The sequence below is a fragment of the Dyella sp. 2YAF14 genome (assembly GCF_052114725.1).
Classification (GTDB): domain Bacteria; phylum Pseudomonadota; class Gammaproteobacteria; order Xanthomonadales; family Rhodanobacteraceae; genus Dyella.
In genome coordinates this window covers 399,830-417,001 of sequence record NZ_JBFRFH010000003.1, presented here as the reverse complement: position 1 = coordinate 417,001, position 17,172 = coordinate 399,830, and the positions used below count along the sequence as shown (strand labels likewise).

Here is a 17,172-nt window from a genome sequence, read left to right as displayed (position 1 = left end):
CAAGCATAGGCAGACTTCGCGTGTCACAACAATCGTGACTTTAGTCACTCCCTGAGGGCTTGATTGCGGCCCTTTCCGCAGCCATTTCGAGTTTTCATGCGATGCCTATATCAGGGCGACGCGACGAGGACATTTCCATCTGATGAAAAGCGCGCCGGTCCCGTCCATCTTGTTTGTGTGCTTGGGCAATATCTGCCGTTCGCCACTGGTGGAAGCCGTGGCTCGCCAGCGCGCGGCACAGGCCGGCCTTTCGTTGTCGCTGGCCTCCTGCGGCACCGGCCATTGGCATATCGGCAAGGGCGCCGATCCGCGCATGCTGCGTGCGGCAGCGGATGCCGGCTATGACTTGTCGCCGCATCGCGCGCGACAGGTGCGGGCAGCCGATTTCCAGACGTTCGACTGGGTGCTGGCGATGGACCAGGACAATCTGGAGACGCTCGAAGGGCTGCGTCCGCGTGATGGCGTGGCGCCGGCCTTGTTCCTGCCTTGGGCGGGCGTGGCCGCGCCGGAAGAGTTTCCCGATCCGTACTTTGGCGATACCGAGGGGTTTCGCCGCGCTGTGGCGCTGGCGGAGCAGGGCGTGGATGGCCTGATCGTGCGCCTGCGGGCAGCAGTGACCGGATAGAATCACACGATGCAGTCCACACCGCCGCCGCAAGCCTTCGACGGCAAGGCTTTCGTCAAAAACCTGAGCACGTCGCCCGGCGTCTATCGTTATTTCGACGAGGACGGCGAGCTGCTGTACGTGGGCAAGGCCGGCAACCTAAAGAAGCGCGTCGGCAGCTATTTCCTCAAGCCGCGCATGGAGCCGCGCATCGCGGCGATGGTCTCGCAGATCGCGCGCACCGAGATCACCATCACGCGCACCGAAGGCGAGGCGCTGCTGCTCGAATCGCAGCTGATCAAATCGCTCAAGCCGCGCTACAACATCCTGCTGCGCGACGATAAAAGTTACCCGTACATCTATCTGTCGGGCGGCGAGGACTACCCGCGGCTGGCCTTTCATCGCGGCGCACGCAATCTGCCGGGCCGCTATTTCGGGCCGTACCCGAGCACCTTCGCCGTGCGCGAAAGCCTCAACCTGATGCAGAAGCTGTTCAAGGTGCGCCAGTGCGAGGACAGCTATTTCAAGAACCGCTCGCGTCCCTGCCTGCAGCACCAGATCGGTCGTTGCACGGCGCCGTGCGTGCAGCTGATTACGGTCGACGACTATCGCAACGACGTGCGCCACGCGGAGATGTTCCTCGAAGGCCGCAGCAGCGCGGTCATCGACGAGCTGGCGAGCCAGATGGAGCAAGCGAGCAAGGCGCTGGAATTCGAGCGCGCGGCGTCGTTCCGCGACCAGGTCGGCGCCTTGCGCAAGCTGCAGGCCGAGCACCACGTGCAGGGCGCCAGCGCGGACATGGACGTGCTCGCCTGCCGCATCGAAGCGGGCATGGCCTGCGTGAGTGTGCTGTTCTTCCGCAACGGCATCAGCCTGGGTACGCGCGACTTCTTCCCGCGCCTGCCGCTGGATGCCGAACCGTCCGACGTGCTGGAGCAGTTCATCGCGCAGTACTACCTGGACCGTCCGGTCCCACGCGAGCTGATCCTGGGCGAAACGCTGCCCACCCAACAGGTCCTCGGCGAAGTGCTGGCGCAGCAGTCGGGCCATGCGGTGGAGCTCAAATCCAGCGTGCGCGGCGAACGTGCGCGCTTCCTGCAGATGGCCGAGCGCAACGCCCAGGCATCGCTGACCGCGAGGCTGGCCAGCCGGCAGACCCTGGGTGCGCGTTTCGACGATCTGCAGAAGTTGCTCGAGATGGACGAGCCGCCGCGCCGCATCGAGTGTTTCGATATCAGCCACACCCAGGGCGAGCTCACCGTGGCGTCCTGCGTGGTGTTTGGCCCGGAAGGCCCGGAGAAATCGCACTACCGCCGCTTCAACATCAGCGGCATCACCGGCGGCGACGACTATGCGGCCATGCATCAGGCGCTGGTGCGCCGCTTCCGCAGGCTGGCCGAAGGCGAGGGCGCGCGGCCCGACGTGCTGCTGATCGATGGCGGCAGCGGGCAGGTGGCGCAGGCGCTGGACGTATTGCGCGAGCTTGGCGTGACCGGCATCCACGTGGTCGGCGTGGCCAAGGGGCCGGGTCGCCGCGCGGGCGAGGAGACGCTGGTGCTGGCCGATTCGGGCCGCAACCTGCATCCGGGCCCGTCATCGCCGGCGTTGCATCTGGTGGCCGCCGTGCGCGACGAGGCGCATCGATTTGCCATCACCGGCCATCGCAAGCGCCGCGAGAAGGCGCGCGAGCGCAGCGTGCTGGAGGATGTTGCCGGCGTCGGCGCGCGCCGCCGTTCGGCCCTGCTCAAGGCATTTGGCGGTCTCGCCGGCGTGGAAGCGGCCGGCGTGGAGGAGCTCACCCGCGTGAAAGGCATTGATCGCGGATTGGCCGAACGCATTTATGCTGCACTCCATGGCTGATCCGCGCGAATGGGTGCGGACCGTCATGCCGGCTTACATCAAAATCCCGCATGATCGAGGGCGTGGACGGTTGATGATGGCGTTGATCCACAAGCTTCCCTGCTGACTGCTGCAAACCGGAAAGGATTTATGCACATCAACCTGCCCACCTGGCTGACCTTGTTTCGCGTGCTGCTGTTGCCGGTGATGGTGGTGGTGTTCTATTGGCAGTTTCCTGGGCACAACATCACGGCAGCCATCGTGTTCGCGCTTGCCGCCATCACCGATTGGCTGGATGGCTATCTCGCCCGGCGCATGAATCTCACCTCGGCCTTTGGCGCCTTCCTCGATCCGGTCGCCGACAAGCTGATGGTGGCGGTGACGCTGTTCCTGCTGGTGGAAACCCATCGCGGCGGCTGGCCGGGCATCCTGATGGCGATCACGGCAGCCATCATCGTGGGACGCGAGATCAGTGTCTCCGCCTTGCGCGAATGGATGGCCGAGATCGGCATGCGTGCCACCATCAAGGTGGCTTTCATCGGCAAGCTCAAGACCGCCATGCAGATGGTCGCTCTGGTGGTGCTGATCGTCCAGCACGAGAAGGACGCCGAGGCCTTGCGCCTGTATCACATCGGCGAGGGACTGCTGGTGATCGCCGGCATCCTCACCATCTGGTCGGGCCTGTACTACCTGCGCGCCGCGTGGCCCAGCCTGAAGGGCGATGGTTCCGGCCATCCGCTGCCCCGCAACGACGACTGAATAAAAGAAGCCCTGAGATTCATGACAGGTGCTTGACGGGCGCGGATTAGCCATTACAATGCGCGACTTCGATGCGGGAATAGCTCAGTTGGTAGAGCACGACCTTGCCAAGGTCGGGGTCGCGAGTTCGAGTCTCGTTTCCCGCTCCAGATTCAGTGAATGGAAGCATCGCCATTCACAAAAAAAAAACGGCCCTCGCGGCCGTTTTTTTATGCCTGTGAATCAGGCCCTTCTTAGGCCGTGACGACGCGGGCTTGGGCCGCGCGCCGTCACGTGTCGCAACGTCAATGCGTCTGTTTGCGATGCTCGATCGCCTGCCGGCGATAGAGCGGGTAGCAGAGGGCCAGGCAGATGAACCAGATCGGGGTGTAGATCAGGCCCTGCAGCGTGTCCTGCTTCTGCGCGAACACCCACAGCACGAAGGCGAAGAAGGCCAGCACGATCCAGCACATCGCCACGCCGCCGGGCATCTTGAAGATCGACGTCGCATGACGCTCCGGATGCAGTTTCCGGTAGCGCATGTAGGCGATCATGATCAGCGACCACACGAAGATGAAGCAGATGCTGGAGATGGTGGTGACGATGGTGAAGACCTTCATGACGTCGCCTTCCTGGTAGAGCAGGAACACGCCGATGAAGAGCAGGAAACACGAATAGGCCAGGCCGTTCGCCGGCACGTTGTTGTTGCTCAGTCTGGCGAACGGCTTGGGGCCGAGGCGGCCAGCCGAAAGACCGTAGAGCATGCGGCCGGTCGAGTAGATGCCGCTGTTGGCGGAGGACGTTGCCGAGGTGAGCACCACGAAGTTGATCAGGCTGGCGGCGATCGGAATGCCGATCAGCATGAACAGGTTCACGAACGGGCTGCRATCCGGCGCCACTTCGTTCCACGGCGTGACCGTCATGATCACCAGCAGGGCGAGCACGTAGAAGATGATCACGCGGATGGGAATGGAGTTGATCGCCTTGGGCAGGGTTTTTTCCGGATCACGCGCTTCGGCTGATGCCGTGCCCACCAGCTCGATGCCGACGAAGGCAAACACGGCGATCTGGAACGCCGCCATGAATCCTGAACCGCCGTGCGGGAACCAGCCGCCATTCGCCCAGAGATTGGACACCGCGGCCTTGGCGCCGGTCGGCGAGGTGAAACCGATGGCGATCAGCACGATGCCGACGGCGATCAGCGCGACGATGGCGACGATCTTCACCAGCGCAAACCAGAACTCCATTTCACCGAAGAGCTTCACGGTCAGCAAGTTGAGGCCCAGCAGCAGGAGAATGCAGGCCGATCCGGGCAGCCATAGCGGCACGTGCGGCGCCCAGAATTGGATATAACCGGTGATGGCCGCAATGTCCGCGATGCCCGTGACCACCCAGCAGAACCAGTAGGTCCAGCCGGTGAAGAAACCCGCCCAGGGGCCGAGCAAGTCGTAGTTGAAATCGACGAACGACTTGTAGTTCAGGTTGGACAGCAGCAGCTCGCCCATGGCGCGCATCATGAAGAACAGCACGCTGCCGATGATCGCGTAGGCGAAAATCACCGACGGGCCCGCGAGGCTGATCGTCTTGCCCGAGCCCATGAACAGGCCGGTGCCGATGGCGCCGCCGATGGCGATCAGCTGCAGGTGGCGGTTGCGCAGATTTCGCTGCAGGTGATGTTCGGGTTGGCCGGTTGCAACGGTCGGTTCGTGGTTCTGCATAGGCGGCACGATCCTTTCGAGGTACGAAAGCGACCATCCTAAAGGATACGCACCGGGTCGTGCTGCATACCTACTGGGCGTCGTGGAATATGACACCCAGCGTGTGACGCTGGCCGCTGCGCACGCGGCTCACGCCATGGCGCATGGTGACCCTGTAGGAACCCCGCATGCCGGCGACCGGACGCTGGTTGACGGCAAAGATTACGGCGTCTCCCTGGCGCAGCGGCACCACCTCGACGCGCGACTGCATACGTGGCCGCTGCTCGGTGAGCACGAATTCACCGCCGCTGAAGTCGCGACCGGGTTCGGACAGCAGGACCGCCACCTGCAGCGGAAACACGTGTTCGCCGTAAAGATCCTGATGCAGGCAGTTGTAGTCGCCGGTACCGTATTTGAGCAGCAGCGGCGTCGGGCGCGTCTGGCCGGCCTCATGGCAGCGAGCCAGGAACGCCTCGTGTGTCGCCGGATACTGCATCGCTATGCCCATGCGGACGTTCCACTGGCTGGCCAAGGGCGCCAGCTGCGGATACAGCGCGCCGCGCAACTGCTGCACGGGCTCGGGCAGGGGGTAGCGGAAGTACCGGTATTCGCCTCGGCCGAAGTTGTGGCGGGCCATCACCACGCGACTGCGATACCGCGACTCGTCGGCGTAGTGGGCTGCGATATCGCGGTATAGCTCGGCATCGAGTAGGCCTTGAATCACTGCGCTGCCGCGTTCATCGAGCTCCGCCAGCAGGGTCGGCCAATCGATGGCCTCAATGCGCGAGGCGATGGACTGGTTGGGCGATTCGATGAGTTGTGCGTGCATGGTGGGCAGTCGAGTGGCGAGACCTCAAACTAGCCGGTGGCGACTGATGCCACACTCCGATTCTTGCGCATCACCAGATCAGGTCGTCCGGCACCTTGAACTGGCTGTAGAACTCATCGTCATCGCTGGCCGGCTTGGCATCCGCGGCCCGGCCGTGGTCCAGCACGATGACGCTGGCGTCGCGCTCGCGCAGCTTGTCGGCTGCAGCGCGCGGCAAAAGCTCGTAGCCGTCGCCCAAGCGCGCAATCACCAGCGTGCCTTTGGCCAGCTGGGTGCGCAGGGTTTCGTTCACCAGCACGCTGTGGATCTTCTCGCCGTCGTTGAAGCGATAGCTGATCTCGCCTTCGCGCTTGACCTTGTTGGCCTCGATGATCTGGCGCACCTGGGCGGCGATCTCGCGGGCATGGGCCTGCGCATTGCGCTCGGCAGCCAGGGCGCGATCGCGTTCGGCGCGTTCGGCCTGCAGGCGCTGGGTGTCGATCTTCTCGGCGGCCTCGCTGGCAATGGGCTTGCCCTGGCGCTGCTTGGCCTGTTCGCGGGCAATCTGGTCGACCTTGCCCTTTTTGGCGAGGCCGGCCTTGAGTAGCTGTTCCTGCAGGGGATTGCGCATGCGTGGAGCGTCCGGAAAACGTAGCCCGGGAATTGTAGCGCGGGTCCGGCACGGCGCGATCTGCGGCCCGGTGAGACGCGGCGTGGCATGATGGCTGCGGGCAGGGTTCCTCACCAAAGGATGTGCCGTGATCCCGCATTTCACCGACCATTCGGCCAATGAGCGGACCTATCTCGCCTGGGTGCGCACCGCGATCTCGGTCATGGCGTTCGGCTTCCTGCTGGAACGCTTCGATATCTTTTTGCTGTTCACATCGCGCGCGGCCGCCAAGGTGACCGAGAGCCTGCATACGGAAGCGTCGCAATGGCTGGGCCTGGGGCTGCTGCTGGTGGGCGCCTTGATGATCGTCGGCGCCACGATCCGGTTCTATCGCAATCGAAAGGCGATCGAGGCGGCCGATACCTCGATGTATGGCGACTCGTGGACGGCCCGGGGCATGGCCGTGCTGTTGGTGCTGATGGCGATCTTCTTGACGCTCTATGTGGCGCGGCAGCTTGCGGCGCTGAGTTGAGGCCCTTCGTCGCGTCGCCTCCAACGCGTCATTCCGGCGCAGGCCGGAATCCAGTAGCAGTGCGTGCCGATTGTCGCGACAACCGGATGCATCGCACCTGGATTCCGGCCTGCGCCGGAATGACGAGAAAAAAGAGCAGGGCCGTTTGCATCGGAGATGGCGAAAAAAAACGCCGTATCGCTACGGCGCCTTTTCGTTTACGCATGAAGCGACAGATCAAAGCGCTTCGAACACGCCCGCTGCACCCATGCCGGTGCCGATACACATCGTCACCATGCCGTACTTCTGTTTGCGACGACGCATGCCGTGGATCAGCGTGGCGGCGCGGATGGCACCGGTGGCGCCGAGCGGATGGCCGAGCGCGATGGCGCCGCCGAGCGGGTTGACCTTGCTCGGGTCGAGGCCGAGATCGCCGATCACCGCCAGCGCCTGCGCGGCAAACGCTTCGTTGAGTTCGATCCAGTCCATCTGATCCTTGGTCAGGCCAACCTGCTTGAGCACCTTAGGAATCGCTTCCTTCGGGCCGATGCCCATCACTTCGGGCTTCACGCCTGCCACCGAGAAACCGACATAGCGCGCGATGGGAGTGAGGTTGAATTCCTTCACCGCCTTCTCGCTGGCGATCAGCAGGGCGCCGGCACCATCGGACATCTGCGAGGAGTTGCCAGCCGTCACCGAGCCGCCGAAGCGGTCGTTGCGGAACACCGTCTTGAGCTTGGACAGCACTTCCAGCGTGGTGCCGGCGCGCGGGCCTTCGTCGGTGTCGATCAGGCGGCTGTCGGTCTTGATGCCGCGCGTGGCCAGATCGGGGTAATGGTCATCGAGCTGGAACGGCGTGATTTCTTCCTTGAATTCGCCGGCGGCGATGGCGGCCAGTGCGCGGCGATGGCTTTCCACCGCGAACGCATCCTGCTGCTCGCGCGTGACCTTCCACTGCTCGGCCACCTTCTCGGCAGTGATGCCCATGCCGTAGGCGATGGCGATATCTTCCTTGTTGGCGAAGATGGCCGGATTCATGGCGATCTTGTTGCCCATCATCGGCACCATGCTCATGCTCTCGGTGCCGGCGGCGATCATCAGGTCGGCCACGCCGAGCTGGATGCGGTCGGCTGCCATGGCGATGGCCTGCACGCCCGAGGAGCAGAAGCGGTTGATGGTGACGCCCGGCACGGTGTACGGCAGGCCGGCGAGCAGGGCGCCGATGCGCGCCACGTTCATGCCCTGCTCGGCCTCGGGCATGGCGCAGCCGACGATCACGTCTTCAATGCGATGCGGGTCGATGCCCGGCGCCTGCGCCATCACGGCGCGGATCACGTGGGCGAGCATGTCGTCCGGACGGGTGTTGCGGAATACGCCGCGCGGCGCCTTGCCGACCGGCGTGCGGGTGGCGGCGACGATATAGGCGTCTTGCACTTGCTTGCTCATGGTTTTGCTCCGTGGCGTCGCGCTCAGGTTTGCGGCGACGCGCTCAAAGTTTGTTCGCAGGTAAGGACGCTTGGTTAGTTACGCAGCGGCTTGCCGGTGGTCATGGTGTGCGCGATGCGGGCCTGGGTCTTCTCGGTCTTGGCCAGCTCCACGAAGTGCTTGCGTTCCAGCTGCAGCAGCCACTCTTCGTCCACCTGCGAACCGCGTTCGATCTTGCCGCCGCACAGCGTGTCCGCGATGCGCGTGGCGATTGCGACGTCATGCGGCGAAGCGAAATAGCCTTCCGCCAGATTGGCGAGCGAAGCCTGGAACGTGGCCGTGCCCACATCGCCGGCGACCGGGATGTTGCGAGCCATCATCGGCGGACGCCAGCCGCTCTCGGCCAGCGACAGTGCAACCTTCTTGGCGACATAGAGCAGCTCGTAGGCGTTGAACACGACGATGTCGCTGTCGCGCAGCAGGCCCAGCTGCTTGGCTTCCATCGCGCTGCCGGAGACCTTCGCCATCGCGACCGTCTCGAACACTTTCTTCAGCGCTTCGAACGGATCTTCCGGGTTGGCCCTGGCCGCGCGGATGGCCAGCTCATGCAAGCCACCACCGGCCGGCAGCAGGCCGACGCCGGCCTCGACCAGACCGATATAGCTTTCCAGCGCCGCCACAGTGCGCGCCGAATGCATCTGGAATTCACAGCCGCCGCCGAGAGCGAGACCACGCACCGCCGACACTACCGGCACCAGCGAATGCTTGATGCGCATGCTGGTGGCCTGGAAGTTGGCGACCATCTTCTCGAAGTCGTCGAACTTGCCGGCCTGCAGCAGACCCAGTGCGCCCTTCAGATCGGCGCCCGCCGAGAACGGCTCGCCGGCCTGCCAGATCACCACGGCCTTGAGCTGCTGCTCGGCGACATCGATCGCCTGCTGCACGCCGTCGAGCACGTAGTCGTTGACCGTGTTCATCTTGGTCTTGAACGAGATGATGCCCACGCCATCGTCGCCCAGCGTCCACAGACGCACGCCGTCGTTCTCCCATACCGTGGTGCCCTGGTCGAACTTCTCGCCCAGGATCGGATCGGGGAACAGCTGGCGCTGGTAGACCGGGTGCTGCGAGCGCGGCTTGTTCTTGCCTTCGGCAGCGGACCAGGAGCCGTCCTTGCCATGCACGCCGTTGCGGCCGTCGGTCACCCACGCCGGCAGCGGCGCCTTGCTCATGGCCTTGCCAGCGGCGATGTCTTCGGCAATCCAGCTCGCCACCTGCTGCCAGCCGGCAGCCTGCCAGGTCTCGAACGGACCGAGCTTCCAGCCGTAGCCCCAGCGGATGGCGAAGTCGACATCGCGCGCGGTATCGGCGATGTCGGCCAGGTGATAGGCGCTGTAGTGGAACAGGTCGCGGAAGGTCGCCCACAGGAACTGCGCCTGCGGATCATTTGATGCGCGCAGCTTGCCGAACTTCTCGGCCGGATCCTTGATCGCGAGGATCGCGGCGACCTCGTCGGAAGCCTTCTGCTCGGACGGGCGGTAATCCTGCTTGGCCACGTCGAGCACGACGATGTCCTTGCCGGCCTTGCGATAGAAGCCCGCGCCGGTCTTCTGGCCCAGCGCGCCCTTTTCGATCAGGGCGGACAGCCATACCGGCGCCTTGAAGTATTCGTGCCACGGATCGTCGGCCAGCGTGTCGGCCATGGTCTTGATCACATGCGCCATGGTGTCCAGGCCGACCACGTCGGCGGTGCGGTAGGTCGCACTCTTCGGACGTCCAACCGCCGGGCCAGTGAGCGCGTCGACGGTGTCGAAGCCCAGGCCGAACTGCTGCGTGTGATGCATGGTGGCCAGCATCGAGAACACGCCGATGCGGTTGCCGATGAAGTTCGGCGTGTCCTTCGCATACACCACGCCCTTGCCGAGCGCGGTGGTGAGGAAGGCTTCGAGGCCCTCCAGCACGTTCTTGTCGGTGAGTTTGGTCGGGATCAGCTCGATCAGGTGCATGTAGCGCGGCGGATTGAAGAAGTGCACGCCGCTGAAACGGTGACGCATTTCTTCCGGCAGCGCTTCGGCCAGCTGGTTGATCGACAGGCCCGAGGTGTTGGACGCGATGACCGCGGTCGGCGACAGATGGGTCGCGATCTTCTTGTAGAGATCCAGCTTCCAGTCCATCCGTTCGGCAATCGCTTCGATCACCAGGTCCACGTCCTTCAGATGATCGAGGTGCTCGTCATAGTTGGCCGGGATCAGGGTGGCGGCGACGTTCTTGTCGGCCAGCGGGGCAGGCGAGAGCTTCTGCAGGTTGGCGATGGCCTTCAGCGCGATGCCGCTCTTGGGACCTTCCTTGGCGGGCAGGTCGAACAGCACGGTTTCGACGCCGGCATTGCTCAGGTGCGCGGCGATCTGCGCGCCCATGACGCCGGCGCCAAGTACCGCGGCCTTGCGGATTCGTAGCGCTTTAGGGGTGGATGGAGCGGTCATTGGCTTCTCCGTAATGCGAAACGCTGGTAGTGAGACGAACGGCCGCGAGCGGCCGAGGGGAAGGGTTGGAACGAATCAGGGGGCTTTGAGACCGGAGGCGGCAAAGCGGATCAGGTGCTCGGCGGTCTGCGCGCGATGGCGCTCTTCGGGCACGTCGCTTTTGCGCTGGATCATGCCGAAGCCCGACATGGCGTGGGTCAGGGCACCGGTCACCAGGTCGACGCGCCAGTAGAGTTCTTCCTTGCTCAGCTGCGGCAACAGGCGGGCGAATTCCGCGGTGAACTGGCGCATCACGTGGCCGTAGTTGTCCGACAGGAACTTGCGAAGGGTGTCGTCGTGTTCGGCGAAGGCGCGGGCGAGCACGCGCATGAACAGCGAGCCATTGCCATCGTGGGAGAGCTCCAGTGCAGGCACGATGAAGGCTGCCAGCACGTCCTCGATGGTGGTGTCCGCCTCGCCGGCGATCTTCTGCAGGGCGGCCATGCGGCGACCGTTGAGCTGGTCCAGGCGGCGGCGGAACACCTCTTCGATCAGGCGGTCCTTGGAGCCGAAGTGGTAGTTCACCGCGGCCAGGTTGACCCCGGCGKCGGCGGTCAGCTGGCGCAGCGAGGCCCCTTCGAAGCCGTGCCGGGCGAACAATTCCTCCGCGGCGCCGAGAATGCGCTCCTTGGTCGGCATGGAAGCACTGGAGACTGACATGGTCCGCAACCCCGGGCAGGAATCAAACGATCGTTTGAGGATACGCGGGTCGATTTGCGCCCGTCAAACGGTCGTTTCAAGGGGCCCTGGGATCCCTGCGCCCGGCTTGCGTATCAGGTAGAATCTGTCAAACTTTCGTGAGCTAAATCCCCATATCTAGTCGGGATTTGGCGTAAGTTCGCCGATATCGATCGGCCCGCCCACTCAAATACCAGTTTTTCCGGAGCAGACCCTCATGGCGCTGGAGCGCACCCTTTCCATTATCAAGCCCGACGCCGTTGCCAAGAACGTGATCGGTGAAATCTATGCTCGCTTCGAAAAGGCCGGCCTGAAGATCGTTGCCGCCAAGATGAAGCATCTGTCGCGCAAGGAAGCCGAGGGTTTCTACGCGGTGCACAAGGAGCGTCCGTTCTTCAACGCGCTGGTCGAGTTCATGATCTCCGGACCGGTGATGATCCAGGCACTCGAAGGTGACAACGCGATCCTCAAGCATCGCGACCTGATGGGCGCCACCAATCCGAAGGACGCTGCGCCGGGCACGATCCGCGCCGACTTCGCCGACTCCATCGATGCGAACGCTGTGCATGGTTCCGACGCTGCCGACACGGCTGCCGTCGAGATCTCGTACTTCTTCGCCGCGACCGAAATCTTCTCGAGGTAAGTGCGCTCATCCATGAGCGCGAAGATCACGAAGCGGCCATCCATGGCCGCACTCTTCACGAAAACCGCGTTCCATTGGATAGCGTAAGGATTAAGAGGGCGGCGTTGAGCCGCAATATTTCAAGATGACTGATCAGGCAAATTCCACCACCACCGACAAGGTCAACCTGCTCGATTTCGATCGACAGGGCCTGCGTGATTTTTTTGCGCAGCTGGGCGAGAAGCCGTATCGCGCCGAGCAGGTGATGAAGTGGATTTACCACCGCCTGGAAGACAACTTTGAAAACATGACGGATGTGGGCAAGACGCTTCGGGCCAAGCTCGAAGCGTCCTGCTATGTCGGTCCGCCGAAGACCTTGTTCGACAAGGGCGCCACCGACGGCACGCACAAGTGGCTGCTCGGCATGGATGGCGGCAACGCCATCGAGGCGGTGTACATCCCCGAGCCGACGCGCGGCACGCTGTGCGTGTCTTCGCAGGTGGGTTGCGGCCTGAACTGCCAGTTCTGCTCCACCGCCACGCAAGGCTTCAACCGCAACCTGTCCACGGCCGAAGTGATCGGCCAGATGTGGGTGGCGGCCAAATACCTCGGCAACATCACGCACCAGAACCGTCGCATCACCAACGTGGTGATGATGGGCATGGGCGAGCCGTTGCTGAACTTCGACAACGTCACCAAGGCGATGAGCCTGATGCGTGATGACCTGGGCTTTGGCCTGGCGTCCAAGCGCGTCACGCTGTCCACCGCCGGCCTGGTGCCGATGATCGACAAGTTGTCCGAGACCATCGACGTGTCGCTGGCGGTGTCGCTGCATGCAGCGAACGATGAGCTGCGCACCGAGCTGGTGCCGCTCAACAAGCGCTACCCGATCGCCGAGCTGATGGCTTCGTGCCAGCGCTGGCTGGATCGCAAGCCGCGCACCTCGATTACCTTCGAGTACACCCTGATGAAGGGTGTCAACGACCAGCCCGAGCACGCCCGCCAGCTGATCAAGCTGATGCGCCGCATGCCTCAGTGCAAGGTCAACCTGATTCCGTTCAATCCATTTCCTGGCACGCGTTTCGAGCGCTCCGACGCCGAAACCATCCGCGCCTTCCAGACCCAGTTGCTCAATGCCAATGTGCTGACCATGTTGCGCCGTACCCGCGGCGACGACATCGATGCGGCATGTGGCCAGCTCAAAGGGCAGGTATTGGACCGCACCCGTCGCCAGGCCGAATTTCGCAAGCGTCTGGACGAAGGGGCGAGTCATGCGGCTTGATCGATTGTTGCTGAGTGCGAGCGTGGCCATGCTTTTGGCTGCGTGCGTGCCGGTGTCGAAATCCGGTTCCAACTCGAACGAGGGGAGCAAGATCACTCGCCAGTCCAAGGCTGAGCAGAAGCAGGAAGGCGCGCGCATCCACACCGAACTGGCCCAGCAGTACATGGCCAACGGTGATCTGGAGGACGCCATGGTCAAGATCAACAAGGCCATGCAGTTCGACCCGACCTACGTGCCTGCGCAAACCGTGGCTGCGGTGATCTACGAGCGCATCAATGACCTGCCCAATGCGGAGCTGCATTACCGCAAGGCTGTCACGCTGGCGCCGGAGAAGGGCGATCCCAACAACAACCTCGGCTGGTTCCTGTGCAACCGCGAGGGCAAGGCGGCCGAGTCGCAGGCGTATTTCCAGAAGGCGGTGGCCGATCCGTTCTACCAGACGCCGTCGCTGGCCTGGACCAATGCCGGCATCTGCCAGGCCAAGGCGCAGAACATGACGGCGGCCGAGGCGGACTTCCGCAAGGCCATCGAAATCGATGCGCAAAACGGCGGGGCGTTGTATCAGCTCGCCAATGTGCTTTATCTTCAGAACGATGCCTTCCGTGCTCGTGCCTTCATCCAGCGCTTCGATGCGCTGGGTCAGCCGACCGCGGGATCGCTCAAGCTCGGACACGATATCGAAGCACGGTTGGGCAACACGGATGCTGCTCTCAACTACAGCAGGCGACTGCAAAGCCAGTTCCCGGATTCGGAGCAGGCCCGCGCCCTCGACGCAACTGCACGCCAATGACCACTCAACCGTCAAATTCGGCCAACAGCGGCAACCGAGAATTCCCTTTCACCCAAGCGCCCAACGTCACCATGGAAACCGAACACAATTCGCCGGAAGCGATCAAGGGCACCTTGGGCGGGCGTTTGCGCGCTGCGCGCGAAGCGCGCGGGCTGGACGTCGAGACCTGCGCTCATGCGCTGCGCTTGCCGACCCGTGTGCTCAGGCAGGTCGAGAGCAACGAGTACAGCGGCATCGACCACGTGTACCTGGGTGGCTATCTCATCAAGTACGCGCGTTATCTCGGCGTCGACGAAGCCGAGGTCAGGCTCGAGCTCGATCGCATCAAGCCGGCGGAACCCACCCTGGTGGCGACGGGCGGCATCTCGCACTCGCGTTATCTGCTTGAGAACTACGCGCGCGCGGCGACCTATGTGGTGCTGACCGCGGCGATCGTGGTGCCGACCATCTGGCTGGGCGTGCGTGGCACGCTCGATCGCGACGTCAGCCATCTGGCGCCGCTCGATGCCGCGCCGGTCGCCCAGGTCGATGCGCCGGCCAGCAGTGCCAGCGCCGCGGCATCGACCGTGGCAAGCACTGCACCCAATACGCAGGAAGGTACGACCGCGCCGGCTACCACACCGGCACCGGCGGCTGCGCCTGCGCAAGACCAGCCGTTGATGGCTTCCATGACGCCGTTCCTGGGCGATACCCATGCGGCAGCGCAGCCGGCGGCACCGACGCCGACCACGGATGCCGGCTCGGTGGGCGGCGGCGCGCACAGCCTCGTGCTGAGCCTGCAGAACGCCAGCTGGGTCGAAGTCACCGGCAAGGACGGCTCGCGCCTGGAATACGGCTTGCTGCCGGCCGGCAGCTCCAAGACCTACCGCAGCGATCAGCCGCTGGAAGTGCGCATCGGCAACGCCGGTGGCGCCCAGGTGATGCTGGATGGCCAGCCCATGCCGCTGGATAGCTATCGCCGTTCCAATGTTGCGCATTTCCGCATCGAATTGCGCGACGGCAAGGCCACCCCGGCCGGCGCCTGAGTCATCACGCCAGGCCTGTGCGGCCTGGCGCAATCGGTTATGCTTGCCCATTGTCCGTTCGGCAACGAGCGGACATTCGGGCTGATTTCTTTTCCGCATGACGGGCGCCGCCAGGTGCCTCTGGCGTGCGGTTCCCCAAGGGTGATTGCATGGCATTTGAAGCGTACGACGATTACGAACAGAGCGAACGCGTACAACAGTGGTTGCGCCAGAACGGCTTGTCCATCGTCGTCGGCATCGCGATCGGCCTGGTCGGCATCTTCGGCTGGCAGCAGTGGAACAAGCACAAGGCAGAGCATCAGGCTGACGCTGCGAACCTGTATCAGCAGATCCAGGTCGCCGTGGCTGCCGGCAAGTCCGACAACGCCGATGCGCTGACCGAGCAGTTGCTCAAGGACTACACCGATTCCACCTACGCCGTGTTCGCCGTGGGCGATCGGGCGGAGCGCCAGGTGCAGGCCAAGCAGATGGACAAGGCGATCGAGTCGCTCGGCTGGGCCGAGAGCCACGCAACCGATGCGAACCTCAAGGCGCTGTCGCAGATGCGCATCGCGCGCGTGCAGCTGGCGCAGGGCAAGGCCGCCGACGCGATTGCCGCGCTCGATCGCATGCAGTCCAAGACGTATGAAGGTGTGTCACAGGAACTACGCGGCGATGCGCTGGTCAAGCTTGGGCGCCCAGACGATGCCCGCAAGGCATACGTAGCCGCCAAGGCGGCGCTGGGTGAGAACGCGCCTCAGAGCGTGCAGATGAAAATCGATGATCTGGCCGTGGCCGGGAAGCAGGGTGCATGAAACCTGAAGTGAAGAAGCGCGGTGCGATGAAGCGCGTTTGGCTGGTGGCACTGACCTCTCTGGTGGTGCTTGCCGGTTGCCATTCGTTCAAGAAGGAAAACGTCCAGCCGCCGACTCCGCTGGCCAAGGATTTCAAGCCCACCACCCAGGTGACCAAGCTGTGGACCACCAGTGTGGGCGACGGTGCGGGTGACAGCGGCGTGCGTCTGCGTCCGGCGTTTGCCGACGGCGTGCTCTACGCCTGCAGCACCGACGGCAAGATCGCCGCGATTGATGCCACCAGCGGCAAGACGCTGTGGACCAAGAGCTCGCGCACCCAGGGCTGGTTTGGCTGGGGCGACAAGAAGCGCGCCGATGCGCTGTATGCCGGTGGCCCGATGGTTTCCGGCGACCTGCTCGTGGTCGGCACGCTCGATGGCCACGTCTACGGCATCAATGCGAAAGACGGCAGCCCGCGCTGGGAGTCGGTGGTCAACTCCGAAGTGATCTCCCCGCCCGTGATCTCCGGCAACCTCGTGGTTGCACGCACCCAGGACGGCCGTCTGTACGGTTTCGATAGTTCCACCGGCGAGCGCCGCTGGGTCTACGACCAGGACTCCGTGCCGCTGCTCAGCCTGCGCGGCAATGGCCCGATGCTGGTCGCCAACGGCGTGGTGTTCTACGGCAACGATGCCGGCAAGCTGGTCGCGCTGCGTCTGGACAACGGCGAGAAGCTGTGGGAACAGACCCTCGCCAGCGGCGAAGGCCGCACCGAAATCGATCGCCTGGCCGATGCCGACGGTTCGATCCTGCTCGAAGGCACCACCCTGTACAGCGCCGCCTATCACGGCAATATCGCCGCGATCGACGGTCCCAGCGGTCGCCCGCTGTGGGGTCGCCCGTTCTCGACCTTCACCTCGCTGGACGTCACCGGCAACGGCCTCTACGGCGTGAGCGATGAGTCGCAGGTGTGGGCGTTCGACAAGACCGGCGGCGCCGACATGTGGAAGAACGATGCACTGAAGTACCGCTGGCTCACTGCGCCGGCCGTGCTGGGTGACTACGTCGTGGTCGGCGACCTCGAGGGCTACGTGCACTTCCTGCAGACCGGTGACGGCGCGCTGGCGGCACGTGAGCGCCTGTCCAAGAAAGCCATTCGCGCCCAACCCCTGGTGGTGGGCGACATTGTGTACGTCGAAGACGTCAAGGGCCGCATCGGCGCTTACCGTCTCGGCGGCCACTGATCGTAAT

The 17,172-nt window shown here is 63.9% G+C and carries 16 protein-coding genes and 1 tRNA gene; 11 read left to right on the top strand and 6 right to left on the bottom strand.

Annotated elements, in window-relative coordinates:
* Positions 1–142 precede the first annotated feature (142 nt).
* The 4 genes from AB4Y82_RS08045 to AB4Y82_RS08030 all read left to right on the top strand — a co-directional run bounded on the left by AB4Y82_RS08045 (position 143) and on the right by AB4Y82_RS08030 (position 3,351).
* Entirely contained in the window at positions 143–625 is a 483-nt protein-coding gene (locus AB4Y82_RS08045) for a low molecular weight protein-tyrosine-phosphatase (protein WP_441602338.1), read from the top strand.
* A gap of 9 nt (positions 626–634) precedes the next feature.
* Positions 635–2,464 (top strand): excinuclease ABC subunit UvrC, encoded by a 1,830-nt coding sequence (uvrC, locus tag AB4Y82_RS08040; protein ID WP_441602337.1) that lies wholly within the window; start codon positions 635–637, stop codon positions 2,462–2,464.
* Positions 2,465–2,593: 129 nt separating this feature from the next.
* Positions 2,594–3,202: a CDP-diacylglycerol--glycerol-3-phosphate 3-phosphatidyltransferase gene (gene pgsA / locus AB4Y82_RS08035; RefSeq protein ID WP_441602336.1), complete on the top strand. Its 609-nt coding sequence runs from the start codon at positions 2,594–2,596 to the stop codon at positions 3,200–3,202.
* A gap of 73 nt (positions 3,203–3,275) precedes the next feature.
* A tRNA-Gly gene (locus AB4Y82_RS08030) sits at positions 3,276–3,351 on the top strand.
* A gap of 135 nt (positions 3,352–3,486) precedes the next feature.
* Here AB4Y82_RS08030 and cycA read toward each other — a convergent pair.
* The 3 genes from cycA to AB4Y82_RS08015 form a co-directional block, all read right to left on the bottom strand.
* The gene (cycA, locus tag AB4Y82_RS08025) at positions 3,487–4,899 is read right to left on the bottom strand and encodes a D-serine/D-alanine/glycine transporter (RefSeq protein ID WP_441611214.1); all 1,413 of its coding nucleotides are present in this window, start codon (positions 4,897–4,899) and stop codon (positions 3,487–3,489) included.
* Positions 4,900–4,969: 70 nt separating this feature from the next.
* Positions 4,970–5,707, bottom strand: a complete 738-nt coding sequence (locus tag AB4Y82_RS08020; protein ID WP_441611213.1) for a 2OG-Fe(II) oxygenase — start codon at positions 5,705–5,707, stop codon at positions 4,970–4,972.
* A 70-nt stretch (positions 5,708–5,777) separates the two neighbouring features.
* Positions 5,778–6,317, bottom strand: coding sequence for a DUF2058 domain-containing protein (locus AB4Y82_RS08015; RefSeq protein WP_441602333.1), 540 nt, complete (start codon positions 6,315–6,317; stop codon positions 5,778–5,780).
* Between the two features lie 127 nt (positions 6,318–6,444).
* On the opposite strand from AB4Y82_RS08015, the gene AB4Y82_RS08010 reads away from it, so the two are divergent.
* Complete coding sequence (locus tag AB4Y82_RS08010) at positions 6,445–6,828, top strand: YidH family protein (RefSeq protein WP_441602332.1); 384 nt, start codon at positions 6,445–6,447, stop codon at positions 6,826–6,828.
* Positions 6,829–7,044: 216 nt separating this feature from the next.
* Here AB4Y82_RS08010 and AB4Y82_RS08005 read toward each other — a convergent pair whose 3' ends face one another.
* From AB4Y82_RS08005 to AB4Y82_RS07995, 3 genes are all read right to left on the bottom strand, one after another.
* Entirely contained in the window at positions 7,045–8,253 is a 1,209-nt protein-coding gene (locus tag AB4Y82_RS08005; protein ID WP_441602331.1) for an acetyl-CoA C-acyltransferase, read from the bottom strand.
* A gap of 74 nt (positions 8,254–8,327) precedes the next feature.
* The gene (locus tag AB4Y82_RS08000; protein WP_441611212.1) at positions 8,328–10,712 is read right to left on the bottom strand and encodes a 3-hydroxyacyl-CoA dehydrogenase/enoyl-CoA hydratase family protein; all 2,385 of its coding nucleotides are present in this window, start codon (positions 10,710–10,712) and stop codon (positions 8,328–8,330) included.
* Positions 10,713–10,787: 75 nt separating this feature from the next.
* A complete protein-coding gene (locus AB4Y82_RS07995) occupies positions 10,788–11,411 on the bottom strand; it encodes a TetR/AcrR family transcriptional regulator (RefSeq protein ID WP_441611211.1) in 624 nt (207 codons plus the stop codon).
* Positions 11,412–11,646: 235 nt separating this feature from the next.
* On the opposite strand from AB4Y82_RS07995, the gene ndk reads away from it, so the two are divergent.
* The 6 genes from ndk to bamB all read left to right on the top strand — a co-directional run bounded on the left by ndk (position 11,647) and on the right by bamB (position 17,165).
* The gene (gene ndk / locus AB4Y82_RS07990) at positions 11,647–12,072 is read left to right on the top strand and encodes a nucleoside-diphosphate kinase (RefSeq protein ID WP_441602328.1); all 426 of its coding nucleotides are present in this window, start codon (positions 11,647–11,649) and stop codon (positions 12,070–12,072) included.
* Positions 12,073–12,196: 124 nt separating this feature from the next.
* A complete protein-coding gene (rlmN, locus tag AB4Y82_RS07985) occupies positions 12,197–13,333 on the top strand; it encodes a 23S rRNA (adenine(2503)-C(2))-methyltransferase RlmN (protein WP_441602327.1) in 1,137 nt (378 codons plus the stop codon).
* Positions 13,323–14,123, top strand: coding sequence for a type IV pilus biogenesis/stability protein PilW (pilW, locus tag AB4Y82_RS07980; RefSeq protein ID WP_441602326.1), 801 nt, complete (start codon positions 13,323–13,325; stop codon positions 14,121–14,123). The genes rlmN and pilW overlap by 11 nt, the downstream gene beginning before the upstream one ends.
* 71 nt (positions 14,124–14,194) lie before the next feature.
* On the top strand, positions 14,195–15,148 hold the full coding sequence (locus AB4Y82_RS07975; protein WP_441602325.1) for a helix-turn-helix domain-containing protein: 954 nt from the start codon (positions 14,195–14,197) through the stop codon (positions 15,146–15,148).
* A gap of 149 nt (positions 15,149–15,297) precedes the next feature.
* Entirely contained in the window at positions 15,298–15,942 is a 645-nt protein-coding gene (locus AB4Y82_RS07970) for a YfgM family protein (RefSeq protein WP_441602324.1), read from the top strand.
* Positions 15,939–17,165: an outer membrane protein assembly factor BamB gene (gene bamB / locus AB4Y82_RS07965; protein ID WP_441611210.1), complete on the top strand. Its 1,227-nt coding sequence runs from the start codon at positions 15,939–15,941 to the stop codon at positions 17,163–17,165. The genes AB4Y82_RS07970 and bamB overlap by 4 nt, the downstream gene beginning before the upstream one ends.
* Positions 17,166–17,172: the final 7 nt, after the last annotated feature.